Raw genomic sequence first — 16585 nt, forward strand, 5'->3', positions numbered from 1 at the left:
TCCCGCATGCTACGGCAGGCCGCGCCACCGGAACATGAAACAATTGCCAGATGGCTGAAGACACTCAGGGTACAGACACGCCCTCCACCGCCCCTATCAACGTTCCGGACAAGCCCGCCCTTGAGGGGCTCGAAGCTGCCCTCACGCAGCGCTGGCTTGCCGAAGGGACCTACAAGTTCAACCCGGACACCACCCGGGAGCAGGTCTACTCGATCGACACTCCCCCACCCACGGCGTCGGGCTCCCTGCACGTGGGGCACATGTTCTCCTTCACGCAGACGGACGTGCTGGCCCGCTACCAGCGCATGATCGGCAAGAACGTGTTCTACCCGATGGGTTGGGATGACAACGGCCTGCCCACCGAGCGCCGCGTCCAGAACTACTACGGCGTGCGCTGCGATCCGGCCATCCCGTACGACGCCAGCTACCGCGCTCCGGCCGAGCCCGCCAAGAACCAGCGCGATTTCGACGTCGTCTCGCGCCGGAACTTCATCGAGCTGTGTGAAGAACTTGCCGTGGAGGACGAGAAGGTCTTCGAAAGCCTGTTCCAGCAGCTCGGACTTTCCGTGGACTGGCAGCTGACGTACCGGACCATCGACGACGCCTCCCGCGAAGTCTCCCAGCGCGCCTTCCTGGCCAACCTGGCAGCCGGCGACGCGTACATGGCCGAAGCGCCAACCCTCTGGGACATCACCTTCCGCACGGCCGTGGCCCAGGCGGAACTCGAAGACCGCGAAGTTGCCGGCGCGTACTACCGCTACCCGTTCTTCACCGAAGACGGCGAAAAGATCTATGTCGAGACCACCCGTCCCGAACTGCTGGCAGCCTGCGCCGCCCTCGTTGCAAACCCCGACGACGAGCGGTACCAGCCGCTGTTCGGCAAGATGGTCACGTCCCCGGTCTTCGGTGTTGAGGTTGAGGTCAAGGCCCACCCGCTGGCCAAGGCGGACAAGGGCTCCGGCATCGCCATGGTGTGCACGTTCGGTGACCTCACCGACGTCACCTGGTGGCGGGAACTCCAGCTGCCCACCCGTGCCATCGTTGGCCGGGACGGCCGCATCGTCGGCGAAACCCCGGACTGGATCACCACCGATGCAGGGCGCACCGCCTACGAAGCCATTGCCGGCAAGACCGTCTTCAGCGCCAAGGAAGCAGTGGTGGAGCTCCTGGCCGCCGAAGATCTGATCGACGGCGAACCGAAGAAGATCATGCACCCCGTGAACTTCTACGAAAAGGGCGACAAGCCCCTCGAGGTTGTCACCTCACGCCAGTGGTACTACCGCAACGGCGGCCGCGACGAAGAGCGCCGCGCCCGCCTGATCGCGCGCGGCCACGAGATCGACTTCCACCCGGCCTTTATGCGGTCCCGCTTCGAGAACTGGATCTCCGGGCTGAACGGCGACTGGCTCGTGTCCCGCCAGCGCTTCTTCGGTGTGCCCATTCCCGTCTGGTATCCGCTGGACGCCGACGGCAACCCGCAGTACAACGCCCCGATCGTGCCGCTGGACGAGCAGCTGCCGGTTGACCCCGCGGCCGACGCCGCACCGGGTTACGACGAAGCCCAGCGCGGTGTTCCCGGAGGCTTCGCCGGCGACGCCGACATCCTGGATACGTGGGCCACGTCTTCGCTGACGCCGCAGATTGTGGGCGGCTGGAGCCGCGACGAGGACCTCTTTGCCAAGGTGTTCCCGTTTGACCTGCGCCCGCAGGGCCACGACATCATCCGCACGTGGCTGTTCTCCTCGGTGGTCCAGGCTGATGCGCTGCAGCACGCCGCGCCGTGGAAGCATGCCGCTATCTCGGGCTGGATCCTGGACCCTGACCGGAAGAAGATGTCCAAGTCCAAGGGCAACGTGGTGGTTCCCACCGATGTGCTGGACGAATTCGGCTCCGACGCAGTCCGCTACTGGGCCACGTCCGCCAAGCTCGGCGCGGACACGGCCTACGAGATTGCGCAGATGAAGATCGGCCGCCGCCTCGCCATCAAGCTGCTGAACGCCTCAAAGTTCGTCCTGAACCTGGGCGCGACGGAGAATTCCGTGGTCAGCACCGATCTCTCCGTCCTCACGAATCCGCTGGACCGCGCGGTGCTGGCCCAGCTGGCCGAGGTGGTGCGCCAGTCCACCAAGGCGTTCGAGAACTACGACTACGCCCGGGCCCTGCAGATCACCGAGAGCTTCTTCTGGCAGTTCACGGACGACTACGTGGAGCTCATCAAGGACCGCGCCTACGGTGCCGCCGGCGACGCCGAGCAGGCCTCCGTGCTGGCAGCACTCGCCACCAGCCTGGACACGCTGCTGCGCCTGTTCGCACCGTTCCTGCCCTTCGCCACCGAAGAGGTCTGGGGCTGGTGGCGCAACGGCTCCGTGCACCGTGCGCAGTGGCCCACCGCAGTGGACGTGGACGGCGACACCACCCTGCTCGCCACGGTTGGCACGGCCCTGAGCGGTGTCCGCAAGGCAAAGTCCGAGGCCAAGGTCAAGCAGCGCACCGAGGTCCTCTCCGCCACCATCACGGCGTCGGAATCCCTGACCACGCAGCTGAAGGCCGGACTTGGCGACCTGAAGGCAGCCTCGAACGCCCGCGAACTGACCCTCGTGGCAGGCGACGGCGAACTGACCGTCAGCGACGTTGTACTGGCAGCTCCGGAGGAACAGCCCAAGGCCTGACCTGTTTTTGGGCAAAGGGGAAGCCCCATCAGCGTTTTGCCGTTGGTGGGGCTTCGACTTTTCGGCCATCCTGGTGACGTCTTTGATGGTCTGGCAGGATCCTTGGATCTTCAGGTCTTCCTACCTCGTCACTGGTAGCTTGTATCTGACTTTGCCGATGGCTGCGTCAGATACATATCACTGAATCTTTGGTTCCTGCGTCCCGCTTCTTTCGAAGTGGGTAAGAACCATTGTTGTCCCGACGGTTTGGATGCGCAAGAGCCCCGGAAGAACTACATCAGAGTAGTTCGTTCGGGGCTCTTTGCTGTCTGCGTCAGTTGAATTCGGGACGTTCGCTGCGACTGCGCTTGATCTCGAAGAAGTGCGGGTACGAGGCCAGTGTGACGGTGGCATCCCACAGCCGGCCCGCCTGCTCGCCGCGCGGGATGCGGGTCAGCACGGGGCCGAAGAAAGCGGTTCCGTTGAAGGCAACAACCGGCGTGCCGACGTCCTGGCCCACCAGCGAGATGCCCTCCTCGTGGCTGGCCCTCAGCTGGGTGTCAAAGGCGTCCGTGGTGGCAACGTCTGCCAGGCCGGCCGGGAGTCCGCACTCCGCCAGTGCCTTGCTGACGACAACGCCGAAGTCCTTCTCCCCGCCCTGATGAATCAGTGTGCCCATGGCGTCGTAGAGCGGCTTTACCACGTGGCCGCCGTGCTGGTCCTGGGCCGCGATGATGACCCGTACCGGACCCCACGCCTTGTCCATGGCCTCGCGGTACTCGGGTTCCAGGTCCCGGCCCTCGTTCAGGACAGACAGGCTCATCACGTGCCACACCGTCTTAATGTCGCGAACAGCCTCGACCTCGCCGATCCAGCGTGAGGTGATCCAGGCGAACGGGCACAGCGGATCAAACCAGAAGTCGGCCTGGTTGATGGTTGTTTCAGTCATGCGTGAGTCCTCTGTTCCTGGGCATGCGGGGGTGGAAGGCGGAAGTGTCAGGCGGGGTGGCGGACGTGTCAGGCGGACTTGCGTCGCTTGGTCACGTGCGGAATGAGGGTTGGCTCGGCCTTGCTGAGGACAACGTCGGCGGTGATGACCACGCTGGCCACGTCTTCGCGGCTGGGGAGGTCGAACATAACCGGGAGCAGCACTTCCTCCATGATGGCGCGCAGGCCACGGGCACCGGTACCACGCTCCAGGGCCTGGTCGGCGATGGCATTGAGGGCTTCGTCATCGAAGACGAGTTCCACGCCGTCGATCTGGAACATCTTCTGGTACTGCTTGACCAGCGCGTTCTTCGGCGTGGAGAGGATCTGGATGAGGGCGTCGCGGTCCAGGCTGGAGACCGTGGTGATCACGGGAAGGCGGCCGATGAATTCCGGGATCAGACCGAACTTCAGGAGGTCCTCGGGCATAACTTCACCGTAGGAGTCCACCTTGTTGCTGGCATCGTTGAGTGGGGCGCCGAAGCCAATGCCTTTGCGTCCGGAACGCGAACCGATGATCTCTTCCAGCCCGGCAAAGGCGCCCGCGACGATAAACAGCACGTTGGTGGTGTCGATCTGGATGAATTCCTGGTGAGGGTGCTTGCGTCCGCCCTGGGGCGGAACGGAGGCTACGGTTCCTTCGAGGATCTTCAGAAGGGCCTGCTGCACGCCCTCACCGGAGACATCCCGGGTAATGGAGGGATTCTCGCTCTTGCGCGAAATCTTGTCGATTTCGTCGATGTAGATGATGCCCTGTTCGGCCTTTTTGACGTCGTAATCCGCTGACTGGATGAGCTTAAGGAGGATGTTCTCCACATCCTCACCCACATAGCCGGCTTCGGTGAGTGCCGTGGCGTCGGCAACAGCAAACGGAACATTCAACCGCCGCGCCAGTGTCTGGGCCAGGTAGGTTTTGCCGCAGCCGGTGGGGCCGATCAGGAGGATGTTGGACTTGGCGATTTCGACGTCGTCGTGGTGGCCGCCCTCGGCGAGGCTGCCGCTCTTGGGGGCATGGCCGGCCTGGATCCGCTTGTAGTGGTTGTAGACGGCAACGGCGAGGGAACGCTTGGCAGGTTCCTGGCCGATGACGTATTCCTGCAGGAAGTCGAAGATCTCGCGGGGCTTGGGCAGCTCGAAGCTTCCCAGATCGGCGACTTCCGCGAGCTCTTCCTCAATGATCTCGTTGCAGAGCTCAATGCATTCGTCGCAGATATAGACACCGGGCCCGGCAATGAGCTTGCGCACCTGCTTCTGGCTCTTTCCGCAGAAAGAACACTTCAGCAGATCCGTGCTCTCGCCAATCCGAGCCATATGTGAACCCCTTAAGTATCTTGCTGCCAGGCAGCTGTGCACCGTTGCTGGAATCGTGGCGGGCCTGGGAGGACCGGCCGTGACATCTTCCACTCTAGGTCACAATTGCGTCCAAGGGTGGAAAGCGAAGGCCGGTGCGGCCCAAATTACTGGACCGCACCGGCCGTCGAAGAGGCTGGCTACCTGGTGATTGCCTGCGGCTTCATCTTGCGGGAATCAAGCACCTGGTCAATGAGGCCGTAATCCAGGGCCTCGGCGGCGGTCAGGATCTTGTCACGCTCAATGTCGTTGTTGACCTGCTCCGGGGTGCGGCCCGAGTGGTGCGCCAGCGTGTCCTCAAGCCAAGCGCGCATCCGCATAACTTCCGCGGCCTGGATCTCCAGGTCCGAGGCCTGTCCACCTTGGCCGCCGGAGAGGGCCGGCTGGTGGATCAGGACACGGGCGTTGGGCAGGGCCAGGCGCTTGCCCGGGGTGCCGGCTGCGAGGATCACGGCGGCGGCGCTGGCGGCCTGGCCGAGGCAGACGGTCTGGATCTCCGGCCGGATGTACGTCATGGTGTCGTAGATCGCGGTCATGGCCGTGAAGGAACCGCCCGGGGAGTTGATGTAGAGAGTGATGTCGCGGTCCGGGTCGGTGGACTCGAGCACCAGCAGCTGGGCCATGACGTCATCAGCGGAGGCGTCATCGATCTGGACGCCGAGGAAGATGATGCGGTCCTCGAACAGCTTCGTGTAGGGGTCCTGGCGCTTGAAGCCGTAAGGCGTGCGCTCTTCGAACTGGGGAAGGACGTAGCGGCTGGTCGGAAGATTACCGGCAGTCGATCCGAAGTTGTAAGTCATTTTTGTTGCTCCTGATCTAAGTGTTCTAAGTGCCGGGTTACTTCTCGGAGGCTGACTCGCCGGAGGTACCGCTGGCGGTTCCGCCGCCGCCTGAGACGGAACCGGCGTGGGCCGCGATCTTGTCGAAGAAGCCGTATTCGAGGGCTTCAGGCGCGGTGAACCACTTGTCACGGTCGTTGTCCTTGAGGATGGTATCCACGGACTGGCCGGTCTGATCCGCGGTCAGTTCGGCCATGACCTTCTTCATATGCAGGATCAGTTCGGCCTGGATCTTAATGTCCGAGGCCGTGCCGCCGATGCCGCCGGAGGGCTGGTGCATCAGGACGCGGGCGTTGGGGGTGGCGTAGCGCTTGCCCTTGGTGCCGGAGGAGAGCAGGAACTGGCCCATGGAGGCTGCCAGGCCGGTGGCGACGGTGACGACGTCGTTCGGGATGAACTGCATGGTGTCATAGATGGCCATGCCCGCGGTCACGGAGCCGCCGGGAGAGTTGATGTAAAGGTAGATGTCCTTTTCCGGGTTCTCGGCGGACAGGAGCAGCAGCTGCGAGCAGATGGCGTTGGCGTTGTCGTCACGCACCTCGGAGCCCAGCCAGATGATGCGCTCCTTCAGGAGGCGGTTGTAGATGTAGTTGTCCTGGGCGGCCGGATCTACAGTCGCCATCCGGGGGGCCTCTGCGTGCTGTGACATATGTACTTACCTCTCGCTGGTGACGGTGACATCACTGAACTTCACTACTTGGACACTAACCGGTTTGATGACCGATTTGTTCGCCGGAATCGCGCTGTTCGCTGACGGCGCACGATCCCCGCGACTGCCCATTAACCAAGGCAGCCCCCGGACCAGTAGGTCCGGGGGCTGCCTTCAGTCGCACTGCCAGGGGCGTGCTAGAACTTCACGGCTGCCGGGTCGTCACTCGGGGTGGCCTCGGTCTCGGCGTTGGTGTCTTCAGCAGCCTCAGCGGCGGGAGCCTCTTCTTCGCCGCCGGGGCGGACGAAGTCGCTGAGGTCAACGGTCTTGCCGTCGGTGTCGGTCACGGTGGCCTGGCCCAGGACAACAGCCAGTGCCTTCCGGCGGCGGACCTCGGAAACCATCATGGGAACCTGGCCGCTCTGATCGATGATCTGGGCGAACTGGTTCGGATCCATGCCGTACTGGCTGGCGGCGCTGACGATGTAGTCGATCAGCTCAGCCTGGCTGACGTTGACTTCTTCCTTTTCGGCAATGGCGTCAAGGATGACTTCGTTCTGGAAGGCGCGGGCGGTGTTGGCCTTGACCTCTTCGCGGTGCTCCTCGGTGTCGTGTTCGCCTTCACCGTGGCCGTTGCCCTCCTTGAAGTGGGCATCGACCTGCTCGTCGACCACGGAATCCGGAACCGGAACCGCAATGAGCTCAACGAGCTTGTCCAGGACCTTGTCGCGGGCCTCTACGCCCTGCTCAACAACCTTGGAGTCGGCGGCCTGCTTGGCCAGGTCCTCGCGGAGTTCGGCAAGGGTGTCGAACTCGGAGGCCAGCTGGGCGAAGTCGTCGTCGGCCTCGGGAAGCTCGCGCTCCTTGACGGCCTTGACAACAACCTTCACCTGGGCGGACTCACCGGCGTGGTCACCGCCCACCAGGGTAGTTTCGAAGATGGCGTCCTCGTCAACGCTGAGGCCGGTCACGGCCTCGTCCAGGCCCTCGAGCATGGTTTCCGTGCCCACCTGGTAGGACAGGCCGGACGCGGAATCAACGTCGGCGCCGTCGATGGTGGCGGTGATGTCGATGGTCAGGAAATCGCCATCGGCGGCCGGGCGGTCCACGGACTTCAGCGTGCCGAAGCGGCCGCGCAGTTCGTCCAGGGTCTTGTCAACGTCTTCGTCGGAGGATTCCGCTGCGGCTACCTCGACCTTGATGCCGGCGTAGTCCGGGAGTTCGATCTCCGGACGGATATCGACCTCGGCGTGGAACTTCAGTTCCCCGTCCGTGGAGGTGGGGTCCGGAACTTCGGTGATCTCAACCTCGGGACGGCTCAGGGGGCGGATGCCGGATTCCTGGACTGCAGCCTGGTACCAGCCATTGAGGCCTTCGTTGATGGCCGTCTCCAGGACGTAGCCGCGGCCAACGCGCTGGTCGATCAGCTTGGACGGGACCTTGCCCTTACGGAAGCCAGGGACCTGGATCTGCGAAGCAACAGTCTTGTATGCCTCGTCGATGCTGGGCTTCAATTCCTCAAAAGGGACCTCAACATTGAGCTTGACCCGCGTGGGGGTGAGGTTCTCGACAGCGCTCTTCACGGTCTAAGTACTCCTGGGTTTGTGGGATGGGTTTCTGCAAACGCATTTTTTGCCCGGGCCGCTTGCACGGCCCGAGCCGCAGAGTCGGGGTGACAGGATTTGAACCTGCGACTTCCTGCTCCCAAAGCAGGTGCTCTAGCCAAGCTGAGCTACACCCCGTAAGTGCACAGGCAAGTCTACGGTCATCCGGGCGTTCTTTGCACATTTGACACGTGGGGCATGAATTAGGTTTAGTTGTATCCGGCTTCAACAGCCAGCCCGAAGAAACGCAGTGCAGCCCGACGCAACAGCTGATCTGTATTTTTCCGGGGACGTAGCTTAGTGGTAAAGCCTCAGTCTTCCAAACTGATGATGCGGGTTCGATTCCCGTCGTCCCCTCCATATAGAGCAGGGCCCCTCAGCTGAGGGGCCCTGCTTTTTTGGCCGACTTGGGTTGGCTACTGCTGGCAGCCGGGGCACCAGTAGAGCTTGCGGCCCACCATTTCGGTGATGGCCACCGGCACGGCGCAGACCCGGCAGGGCTGCCCTTCGCGCTTGTACACAAAGTGGGCGTCGCCGCCCGAGGGCAAGGCCACCCCTGACTCCCCGTGACCGGACTCCCGGTAATCCGGCTCCCAGTACACCGGCGGTGTGGTGATCATCCGCCCGTCGCGGACGCCGTCGGCCATTACTGCGGCTGTGTCGTCCCACAACAGACCGGCGGCGCCGCTGGAGAGTCCAGTACCCGGCAGCCACGGATCCAGCCGCTGCCGGAACAGCACTTCGGCCCGGTAGACATTCCCGACGCCGGCAATCACCTTCTGGTCCATCAGCAGCGCTGCGATGGACGTCTTGCGGGACAAAAGGCCCGTCACAAAGCGGGTCCTGTCCGCGGGATGGTTGTGCAGCGGATCCGGCCCCAGCCGGGCCAGGACGGCCCGGGCTTCTGCCTCGGTGATGGCCGCGCAAGTGGTGGCACCGCGGAGGTCCGCCCAGCCATGCCTGCTGACCAGCCGGACACGCACGGCGCCGCGGGGCTCGGGAGGTCCCGCGTACTCAACCATCCCGGCGTCGTCGGTAATTTCGGGGTCCTCGAAAACCTCGCGCTCCCCGATCTTCCGCGGGGCACCGATGCTGGAGGCCCCGCTGAAGGTCGCGTCGCCGCCGAAGTCCCAGGCCCCGTAGAGCCCCAGGTGGACGTGCAGCACCACAGCGTGGTCAAAGTGCAGGAAGAGATGCTTGCCGTGGGCGCGCGAATCCGTCAGGACCTGGCCGTCCAGCACGGCTGCGCCGGCAACGAACCGGCCCTGCGGGCTGCTCACGGACAGCGGCTCGCCGGTAAAAACGTCCCCGAACTGTTGCGCCAGGCGGCGGACTGAATGCCCTTCGGGCACTACTCGATGACCTCGCCGGTGGATTCGTATGCCGCGATCTTGCCGATGCGGCGGACGTGCCGTTCGTCGTTGCTGAACGGCTCAGCCAGGAAGGCCTCGATGAGTTCGGTTGCTTCCTCGACAGTGTGCTGGCGTCCACCGACGGCCACCACGTTGGCGTCGTTGTGTTCACGCGCCAGGGTCGCGGTGGAGTGGTTCCAGGCGAGGGCTGCGCGGACCCCCTTGACCTTGTTGGCTGCGATCTGTTCGCCGTTGCCCGAGCCGCCCAGGACGATGCCCAGGGCGTGGATTCCTGCCTGCTGGTCAGCGACGACGGCGAGCGCTGCGTTGATGCAGAAGGACGGGTAATCGTCCAGGGCGTCGTATTCCTTGGGGCCGTGGTCCACCACGTCGTAGCCCTTGGCCGTGAGGTGGCTGACCAGGTGGGCGCTGAGTTCCATGCCTGCGTGGTCGGTGGCGATGTGTACCCGCGGGAAGGCAGGGGAAGAAGTCACAGCAGTATCCGTTCGTTTCGGCGCCGGGGGCCAGCAGTGCTGGTTCAGGCCAGGGTCAGATCATCAGGGACAAGGTTACTAGGACTCAGACTCCGGCGCGCGTTCGCCCGAAGTGCCCCCGTGCGCCCTGGCAGCCACCCGGGTCAGGACTTCCGCCAGCCGGGCCGCGGATGCCGGGCTGCCGCCGCTGACCGCAAGGTTGCGCCCGTCGGTTTGATGCACGACGACGGCGGGCCCGCTGCTGACCAGCATCGCGGCGGTGCCGCTGTGGTTGCGGTAGCCCCACCCGCCGTAGTCGGCGGCGCGGACATCCGCGGCATTTGCGGTGGAGATCGCGGCCGCCGGCACATCCATGACCGGCAGCACTCCGGCCACCAGGACACGCAGGCCGCGGCGATCCGCCTTGACGCGGGCGCAGAGGAAAGCAGCGGCCACCACAGCGAGGGCAGCCACCAGGGCCCCGAGCCAGGGCAGCGCCACAGCGATCAGCGCGGCCGGGAACAGGCTTGCCACCGCGATCATCACAAAGACCGAGCTGCGGGCGTGCACCCACATCCGGAACGTGTCCCCCGCAAGCTCCGGGTCAAGCTCGCGGGCGAGGGCCCGCTCCAGGGCCCGGTCATCGTCAAGCGACCACTGGCGGTCGGCCTTGAACACGAAGCCCATGATGACACCCAGCGACAACGCCGCCCCGCTGCCCAATGCGAGAACCGTGAGATCCACCCGGGACTCCCGGGCGTCCGCGAGGCCGGCCTGCCCCACCAGCCCGGCCGCCAGGACACTGGTGATGAACAGGCTCAGGAACAGTCCCGTCCCCATCATGATCCGGCGCATCACAGCGGGCCGGGACAGCGGTGCCGCCTGGAACATCACCAGCCAGCCTGAGGCGATGATAAGCAGCGCGCCGCCGCCCGCATAGGCGCCGAACGGGGCAAAGGAGGCGCCGCCGTCGGCCGTCCAGCTGACCGCTACGGGGTCCGGAAGATCGGGCCGCAGCAAAAAGGCGCAGAACACAAAAGCCGCCGCCAGGACCACGGGAAAGCCCACCACGAAGCGCAGTGCCTTGGTATCCACCGAATCCCGGAACTTTCCCATGCATTAACGCTACTCCCGCCGGAGGCCGTGACAGAATGACTTCACTGTGCCGGTGCAGGCCACCGCCCGCCGGCAACCGCAACCCCTTCTGGAGGCCCCACTTGCCAGGTATGAACCTGACTCGCGCCGAAGCCCGCGAGCGTGCCGCACTCATCAACGTTGACTCCTACGATGTCATCCTCGACCTGACCAGGGGCGGGAAGGTCTTCGGGACCACCACCACGGTGAAGTTCACGGCAGTGCCGGGTTCCACCACGTTCATCGATGCCGTCACCCACACCGTGCACAGCGTCACGCTCAACGGGCGCGCCCTCGACCCTGCGGCAGTGTCCGACGGTATCCGGATCCAGTTGCCGGACCTGGCCGAGGCCAACGAGCTCACGGTGGTGGCCGACGCGCCGTACATGAACACCGGTGAAGGGCTGCACCGCTTTGTGGATCCGGTGGACAACGAGGTGTACCTGTACACGCAGTTCGAGGTTCCCGATTCGCGCCGGATGTTTGCGGTGTTTGAGCAGCCCGACCTCAAGGGCACCTTCAGGTTCACGGTCACCGCGCCCTCGCACTGGGATGTCATCTCCAACTCCCCCACCCCCGCCCCGGTGGAGGCCACACCAGGGGACGACGGCGGCGCACGCTCGGTCTGGAGGTTCACCCCCACACCGAGGCTGTCCTCCTATGTCACCGCCCTGATCGCCGGCCCGTACCAGTCGGTCCGCAGCGAAGTGGCCAGTTCCGACGGCCGTGTGATCCCGCTTGGAGTTTTTGCCCGGAAGTCCCTGATGCAGTACCTCGACGCGGACAACATCTTTGAGCTGACCCGCCAGGGCTTCGAATTCTTCGAGGCGCAGTTCGGCTTCCCGTACCCGTTCGAGAAGTACGACCAGCTGTTTGTGCCCGAGTTCAACGCGGGCGCCATGGAGAATGCCGGCGCGGTGACCATCCTCGAAGGCTACGTTTTCCGGAGCAAGGTTACCGGGGCTCAGATCGAGCGCCGGGCCATCACCGTGCTGCACGAACTCGCGCACATGTGGTTCGGCGACCTGGTGACCATGCGCTGGTGGAACGACCTCTGGCTCAACGAATCCTTCGCCGAATACATGTCGCACCTCGCGGCCGTGGAAAACACGTCCTTCACGAGCGCGTGGACCACCTTCGCCTCGGTCGAGAAGTCCTGGGCCTACCGCCAGGACCAGCTACCCACGACGCACCCGATCTTCGCCGACATCAGCGATCTGCAGGACGTGGAGGTCAACTTCGACGGCATCACCTACGCCAAGGGCGCCTCAGTCCTGCGCCAGCTGGTGGCCTGGGTCGGGCCGGAGCAGTTCATGGCCGGGGTCCGGGAGTATTTCGCGAAGCACGCCTGGCAGAACACCGAGCTGAGCGACCTCATGGTGGAGCTGGAGAAGGCCAGCGGCCGCGACCTGGACCAGTGGGGCCGCCTCTGGCTGGAAACCGCCGGCGTCAATACGCTCAGGCCGGAACTCTCCGTGGACGGCTCCGGGACGTTGACGTCCTTCACCATCGTGCAGTCCGCCGTCGAGGAGTGGCCCACCATCCGTCCGCACCGGCTCGCCGTCGGGTTCTACAACCTGAACAGCGCAGGCAAGCTGGAGCGCGTGCACCGCGAGGAGCTCGACGTCGACGGCGAGCGCACCGAGGTCCCGGAGCTGGCCGGCCTGGTGCAGCCTGACCTGATCCTGGTCAACGACGACGACCTCGCCTACGCCAAGGTCCGGCTGGACGAGAAGTCCCTCGCCACGGCAACGGCGCACTTGAAGGACTTCAGCGAGAGCCTGCCGCGCACCCTGGTGTGGAACTCCGCCTGGGACGCCGCCCGCGATGGCGAGTCCCCGGCGCGCCGGTATGTGGAGCTGATCCTGGCCAACGTGGCCGCGGAATCGGATTCTTCGGTGATCCTGGTCCAGCTGCGCCAGCTGGCCACCACGCTGAACTTCTATGTGGCCGAGGAGCACCGCGAGGCCACAACGGTTGCCGCCGTGGACACGCTCTGGGACCTGGCCAGCGCGGCACTTGGCGGGTCCGACGCGCAGCTGCAGTTTGTGAAGTCGTTTGCCCTGTTGGCCGGCAGCCCGGGCCAGCTGGACACCGTCGCCGGGCTCCTGGACGGCACGGCCACCCTGGAGCGGCTGGCCGTGGACCAGGACCTCCGCTGGGAGCTGCTGGCGTCCCTGGTGGCCGGCGGGCGCCTGGGCACCGAAGACATTAACGCCGAACTGGAACGCGACAACACCGCGAGCGGACAAAACGCTGCGGCCCTGGCCACGGCGGCCATCCCCACGGCCGAAGCCAAGGCCGCCGCCTGGGACTCGGTCGTGGTCACGGGAGAACTCTCCAATGCGCTCCAGGGATCAGCGGTCTCAGGCTTTATGCGGGTGCTGGACCGTTCGCTGCTGGAACCGTACGCGGAAAAGTACTTCGAGGCTGTCCCCGGGATCGTGGCGGACCGCACGCACGCACTCGCCCAGCAGATCGTCGTCGGGCTTTACCCGGCACTGCTGACCACGCAGGCAACGGTGGACCGGACGGATGCTTTCCTCGCCGGTCTTCCGGCCGACAGCGGCGCCCTGCGCCGCATGATGCTGGAAAACCGGGACGGCGTGGCCCGGGCCCTGCGGGCACGCGCGGCCGACGTGCTGCCTGGCGAAGCCTAGGCTGGCGCCGTGGGCCTGGGCGAGCACCACTATTCCCTGACGGTGCAGTGGACCGGCAACCTGGGTAACGGCACGTCGTCGTACCGGGGCTACTCACGGGACCACGACATCCGGATCCCCGGGCTGCCGGTCCTGCCCGGTTCCGCCGATCCGACGTTCCATGGGGACCGTGACCGCTACAACCCGGAGCAGCTGCTCCTGGCGGCGCTGGCGCAGTGCCACATGCTGTCGTTCCTGCACGTGGCGGTGAAGCACGGCGTGGTGGTGACCGACTATCAGGACGACGCCACCGGTGTGATGCGGCTGAACCGCGACGGCAGCGGCCAGTTCGAGTCCGTCACGCTGAACCCGCGGGTGACCGTGGCGGACGCGGCGCACGTGGATCTTGCGGAACAGCTTCACCGCGAAGCCAACGCGGTCTGTTTCATCGCCCGGAGCGTCAACTTCCCCGTGCATCATTCACCCGTGACCATGGTGGCCTGAGAGGGCGGGACTCAGCGGCTTCGAACAAGCTCCTCAGCGAGCCGTGCTTCGGTGGCGGGCGTGAGCCCTGCCTTGCGGGGGCGGTCCAGGCCGCGGCGGCGTTCGTCCTCCAGTGTGGCCGCCAGCGTTTCCTGCCAGGGTCTTATGGCCAACCCGGCGGCCCTGGCGGCGTGGTTGCTGCGGTTGCAGAACCCCTCGTGGCCGGGCGGCAGCCACAGTGGGAGGGAGTCAGGTCCGGCCCAATAGTCGATCCCGTGTTCCAGGAGCCAATCCTCCGGTGCGTTGAAGACCTCGCCTTGGTGCCCGGCCACTGTTTTGGCCTCCTCGATGTACTGGCCGAAGGGCACCTGGTCCCCCACTGCGTTCAGCGGCCCGGTCACCCCGCGCTGCGCAGCATCGAGGACCCAGGCCGCGAGGTCCCGGACATCAATGACCTGCGTGGCGTGGCCGGCGATGGCCGGGACCACGGCAGGGCCGTTGTCCCTTGCGAACCTTGCGGGCCAGTAGCCGTACCGGTCCGTTCCGTCGCCGGGGCCGCCGATCAGGCCGGCGCGGCAGAGGTGCGCCCTGTGCCCTGCGGCTTCCAGGGTTGCCTGTTCAATCGCTGACTTGGATTCGCCATAGTTCTCGGGCGTGGATTCCGTGCCGGCCGGCAAGGGGGAAAGGAGCGCGGCGTCCTCAGCAGCCCCCGGCGTCGAAGGGTCTGCATAGACGGAGCAGCTGGACACAAACGTCCAGTGGTTGGTCCGTTGGGCCAGGGCGGACAGCGCCTCCTCGGCCGGGACAGGATCGCGGGCCACGTCAATGACCGCGTCCCAGTCCCCTGCCACCTGTGCGTAGCTGTTCGCGCCGAGTGAACGGTCCGCTTTTACCCACTGGACACCGTCTGGCGGTTCGGTTGCCGATCCGCGGGCCAGGCAGGTGACCCTGTGACCTGCGGAAACGGCCTGCCGGGCGATTTCAGACGAGAGAAAGGCGGTTCCGCCGAGAATGAGGATGCGCATGGGGCCACGCTACGGCGCTAGGGTTGAAAGAGAATAGAGCCTTATGCCGCGGGCGAACCTGTGCATGGGCCGACGTCATCCCCCGGCCGCCGCCGGCGACCCCCCCCAAGGAGTTTTGCCTCTATGTTCAGCACGATGTCGATTACACCCCCGCCTCTCACCTCGCAGCCCAACGGCGTCAGCGTCACGGGCATTGTGATCAGCCTTGGCGTCGGAATCGCGATATGGCTGGTGGCCACCTTTGTAATTTCCCGGATCAGCAAGCGAGTGGCGTCGGGTACCAATTTCTTCAAGAAACCGCACTTCAAGTGGGTTGCCCCCGCCTTGCGGGCCTTGGATCACGAGCGCCGCGTGCAGCGGGCGGAAACCATCGGTTCCCTGCTCAACAGCATCGTGGGAGTTCTGGTGGCCGTGATCACCACCATGTATGTGCTGCAGAACCTGGACATCAACATCGCCCCGCTGCTGACCAGCGTGGGAATCCTGGGTATCGCCATCGGTTTTGGCGCCCAGCAGCTGATCCGTGACTTCCTCGCCGGCATCTTCATCACCATCGAGGACCAGTATGGGATCGGGGACGTCATCGAAACCAGCGAAGTGGTGGGCGTGGTCGAGTCCATGGGTCTGCGCATCACCCGGGTCCGCTCAGAGGACGGCGCCATCTGGTACCTGCGCAATGGCGAGATCCTTCGCGTCGGCAACCGTTCGCAGGGCAACTACGTGCCGGTGCCGGACGTGCCGGTCGCCGGGCCGGACACTGCCCTGAGTGCGCCCGCCACCGAGGCGAAAAAGACCGAGCAAAAGGCCGGAGAATAGAACCATGACCATACCCGCCGAGCCGCAGCAGCCACGCCAGCTCTTGCAGAACGATCCCTTCAGCCAGCCTGGCTACACGGACAACTTCTACGATGCCGTGGGCGGACACGGGACGTTCGTCAAGCTGATCGATGTCTTTTACGACGGCGTCGCCACTGACCCGCTGTTGCGCCCGATGTACCCGGAGGAGGACCTTGAGCCAGCCAAGCGGCGGTTCCTGATGTTCCTGGAGCAGTACTGGGGCGGCCCCACCACGTACGGCGAGGAGCGCGGGCACCCGCGCCTGCGGATGCGCCACATACCGTTCCGGGTCACACCCGAGGCCAAGGACCGCTGGCTGTTCCACATGCGGACCGCCGTCGATTCCCTGGAACTGCCACCCTTGTACGAGGGAACGCTCTGGGACTACATGGAACGCGCCGCGCTGTCCATGGTGAACAGCCCCTCGGACGCCTGACGCGGGCCTGACGCCTTAGCCTCGATCCACCGGCGGGCTTTGTTGAGCGGAGTCGTTCAGATTTGATCTGAGTTTTCAGTCGAGGGCGTGACGAAGTTCCCGGCCTTGCTGCCGGTGGTGTTCCGTGGT

The 16585-nt window shown here is 65.1% G+C and carries 14 protein-coding genes and 2 tRNA genes; 6 read left to right on the top strand and 10 right to left on the bottom strand.

Annotation, left to right across the window (positions count from 1 at the left end):
* The first annotated feature begins 50 nt into the window (after positions 1–50).
* Positions 51–2669 carry a valine--tRNA ligase gene (valS, locus tag ACVWY0_RS10840; protein WP_485836698.1) on the top strand — a complete coding sequence of 873 codons (2619 nt, stop codon included), beginning with the start codon at positions 51–53 and terminating at the stop codon, positions 2667–2669.
* A gap of 313 nt (positions 2670–2982) precedes the next feature.
* Here valS and ACVWY0_RS10845 read toward each other — a convergent pair whose 3' ends face one another.
* From ACVWY0_RS10845 to ACVWY0_RS10870, 6 genes are all read right to left on the bottom strand, one after another.
* Entirely contained in the window at positions 2983–3597 is a 615-nt protein-coding gene (locus tag ACVWY0_RS10845; RefSeq protein WP_485836699.1) for a mycothiol-dependent nitroreductase Rv2466c family protein, read from the bottom strand.
* 68 nt (positions 3598–3665) lie between these two features.
* Positions 3666–4946, bottom strand: coding sequence for an ATP-dependent Clp protease ATP-binding subunit ClpX (clpX, locus tag ACVWY0_RS10850; protein ID WP_485836700.1), 1281 nt, complete (start codon positions 4944–4946; stop codon positions 3666–3668).
* Positions 4947–5125: 179 nt separating this feature from the next.
* Positions 5126–5785 (bottom strand): ATP-dependent Clp protease proteolytic subunit, encoded by a 660-nt coding sequence (locus ACVWY0_RS10855; protein ID WP_056340578.1) that lies wholly within the window; start codon positions 5783–5785, stop codon positions 5126–5128.
* A 37-nt stretch (positions 5786–5822) separates the two neighbouring features.
* Complete coding sequence (locus ACVWY0_RS10860; protein WP_485836712.1) at positions 5823–6446, bottom strand: ATP-dependent Clp protease proteolytic subunit; 624 nt, start codon at positions 6444–6446, stop codon at positions 5823–5825.
* A gap of 224 nt (positions 6447–6670) precedes the next feature.
* The gene (tig, locus tag ACVWY0_RS10865; RefSeq protein ID WP_485836701.1) at positions 6671–8056 is read right to left on the bottom strand and encodes a trigger factor; all 1386 of its coding nucleotides are present in this window, start codon (positions 8054–8056) and stop codon (positions 6671–6673) included.
* 84 nt (positions 8057–8140) lie between these two features.
* Positions 8141–8215: transfer RNA gene (locus ACVWY0_RS10870), tRNA-Pro, on the bottom strand.
* Between the two features lie 148 nt (positions 8216–8363).
* Here ACVWY0_RS10870 and ACVWY0_RS10875 point away from each other — a divergent pair.
* A tRNA-Gly gene (locus tag ACVWY0_RS10875) sits at positions 8364–8437 on the top strand.
* A gap of 56 nt (positions 8438–8493) precedes the next feature.
* Here ACVWY0_RS10875 and ACVWY0_RS10880 read toward each other — a convergent pair.
* From ACVWY0_RS10880 to ACVWY0_RS10890, 3 genes are all read right to left on the bottom strand, one after another.
* Positions 8494–9429: an Fpg/Nei family DNA glycosylase gene (locus ACVWY0_RS10880; protein WP_485836702.1), complete on the bottom strand. Its 936-nt coding sequence runs from the start codon at positions 9427–9429 to the stop codon at positions 8494–8496.
* Positions 9429–9923 (bottom strand): ribose-5-phosphate isomerase, encoded by a 495-nt coding sequence (locus tag ACVWY0_RS10885; protein ID WP_056340590.1) that lies wholly within the window; start codon positions 9921–9923, stop codon positions 9429–9431. The genes ACVWY0_RS10880 and ACVWY0_RS10885 overlap by 1 nt, the downstream gene beginning before the upstream one ends.
* 78 nt (positions 9924–10001) lie before the next feature.
* On the bottom strand, positions 10002–11018 hold the full coding sequence (locus tag ACVWY0_RS10890) for a hypothetical protein (RefSeq protein ID WP_485836703.1): 1017 nt from the start codon (positions 11016–11018) through the stop codon (positions 10002–10004).
* A gap of 110 nt (positions 11019–11128) precedes the next feature.
* Here ACVWY0_RS10890 and pepN point away from each other — a divergent pair, with 110 nt between their 5' ends.
* Positions 11129–13696, top strand: coding sequence for an aminopeptidase N (gene pepN / locus ACVWY0_RS10895; protein ID WP_485836704.1), 2568 nt, complete (start codon positions 11129–11131; stop codon positions 13694–13696).
* 9 nt (positions 13697–13705) lie between these two features.
* Positions 13706–14179 carry an OsmC family protein gene (locus ACVWY0_RS10900; RefSeq protein WP_485836705.1) on the top strand — a complete coding sequence of 158 codons (474 nt, stop codon included), beginning with the start codon at positions 13706–13708 and terminating at the stop codon, positions 14177–14179.
* 11 nt (positions 14180–14190) lie between these two features.
* Here ACVWY0_RS10900 and ACVWY0_RS10905 read toward each other — a convergent pair whose 3' ends face one another.
* Positions 14191–15183, bottom strand: a complete 993-nt coding sequence (locus tag ACVWY0_RS10905; RefSeq protein ID WP_485836706.1) for an NAD-dependent epimerase/dehydratase family protein — start codon at positions 15181–15183, stop codon at positions 14191–14193.
* Positions 15184–15306: 123 nt separating this feature from the next.
* Between ACVWY0_RS10905 and ACVWY0_RS10910 the strand changes: the two genes are divergently transcribed.
* Both ACVWY0_RS10910 and ACVWY0_RS10915 read left to right on the top strand, forming a co-directional pair.
* Positions 15307–15999 (top strand): mechanosensitive ion channel family protein, encoded by a 693-nt coding sequence (locus ACVWY0_RS10910; protein WP_485836707.1) that lies wholly within the window; start codon positions 15307–15309, stop codon positions 15997–15999.
* A 4-nt stretch (positions 16000–16003) separates the two neighbouring features.
* On the top strand, positions 16004–16456 hold the full coding sequence (locus tag ACVWY0_RS10915; protein ID WP_485836708.1) for a globin: 453 nt from the start codon (positions 16004–16006) through the stop codon (positions 16454–16456).
* The last annotated feature ends 129 nt before the right edge of the window (positions 16457–16585 follow it).

It is taken from the genome of Arthrobacter sp. UYNi723 (assembly GCF_054057635.1).

Excerpts from the sequence above, each read along its gene's own strand:
- ACVWY0_RS10905 (WP_485836706.1), bottom strand. The coding sequence starts at position 15,183 with ATGCGCATCCTCATTCTCGGCGGAACCGCCTTTCTCTCGTCTGAAATC.
- ACVWY0_RS10890 (WP_485836703.1), bottom strand. The coding sequence starts at position 11,018 with ATGGGAAAGTTCCGGGATTCGGTGGATACCAAGGCACTGCGCTTCGTG.
- ACVWY0_RS10910 (WP_485836707.1), top strand. The coding sequence starts at position 15,307 with ATGTTCAGCACGATGTCGATTACACCCCCGCCTCTCACCTCGCAGCCC.
- ACVWY0_RS10915 (WP_485836708.1), top strand. The coding sequence starts at position 16,004 with ATGACCATACCCGCCGAGCCGCAGCAGCCACGCCAGCTCTTGCAGAAC.
- ACVWY0_RS10845 (WP_485836699.1), bottom strand. The coding sequence starts at position 3,597 with ATGACTGAAACAACCATCAACCAGGCCGACTTCTGGTTTGATCCGCTG.
- ACVWY0_RS10855 (WP_056340578.1), bottom strand. The coding sequence starts at position 5,785 with ATGACTTACAACTTCGGATCGACTGCCGGTAATCTTCCGACCAGCCGC.
- valS (WP_485836698.1), top strand. The coding sequence starts at position 51 with ATGGCTGAAGACACTCAGGGTACAGACACGCCCTCCACCGCCCCTATC.
- clpX (WP_485836700.1), bottom strand. The coding sequence starts at position 4,946 with ATGGCTCGGATTGGCGAGAGCACGGATCTGCTGAAGTGTTCTTTCTGC.
- pepN (WP_485836704.1), top strand. The coding sequence starts at position 11,129 with ATGAACCTGACTCGCGCCGAAGCCCGCGAGCGTGCCGCACTCATCAAC.
- ACVWY0_RS10860 (WP_485836712.1), bottom strand. The coding sequence starts at position 6,446 with ATGGCGACTGTAGATCCGGCCGCCCAGGACAACTACATCTACAACCGC.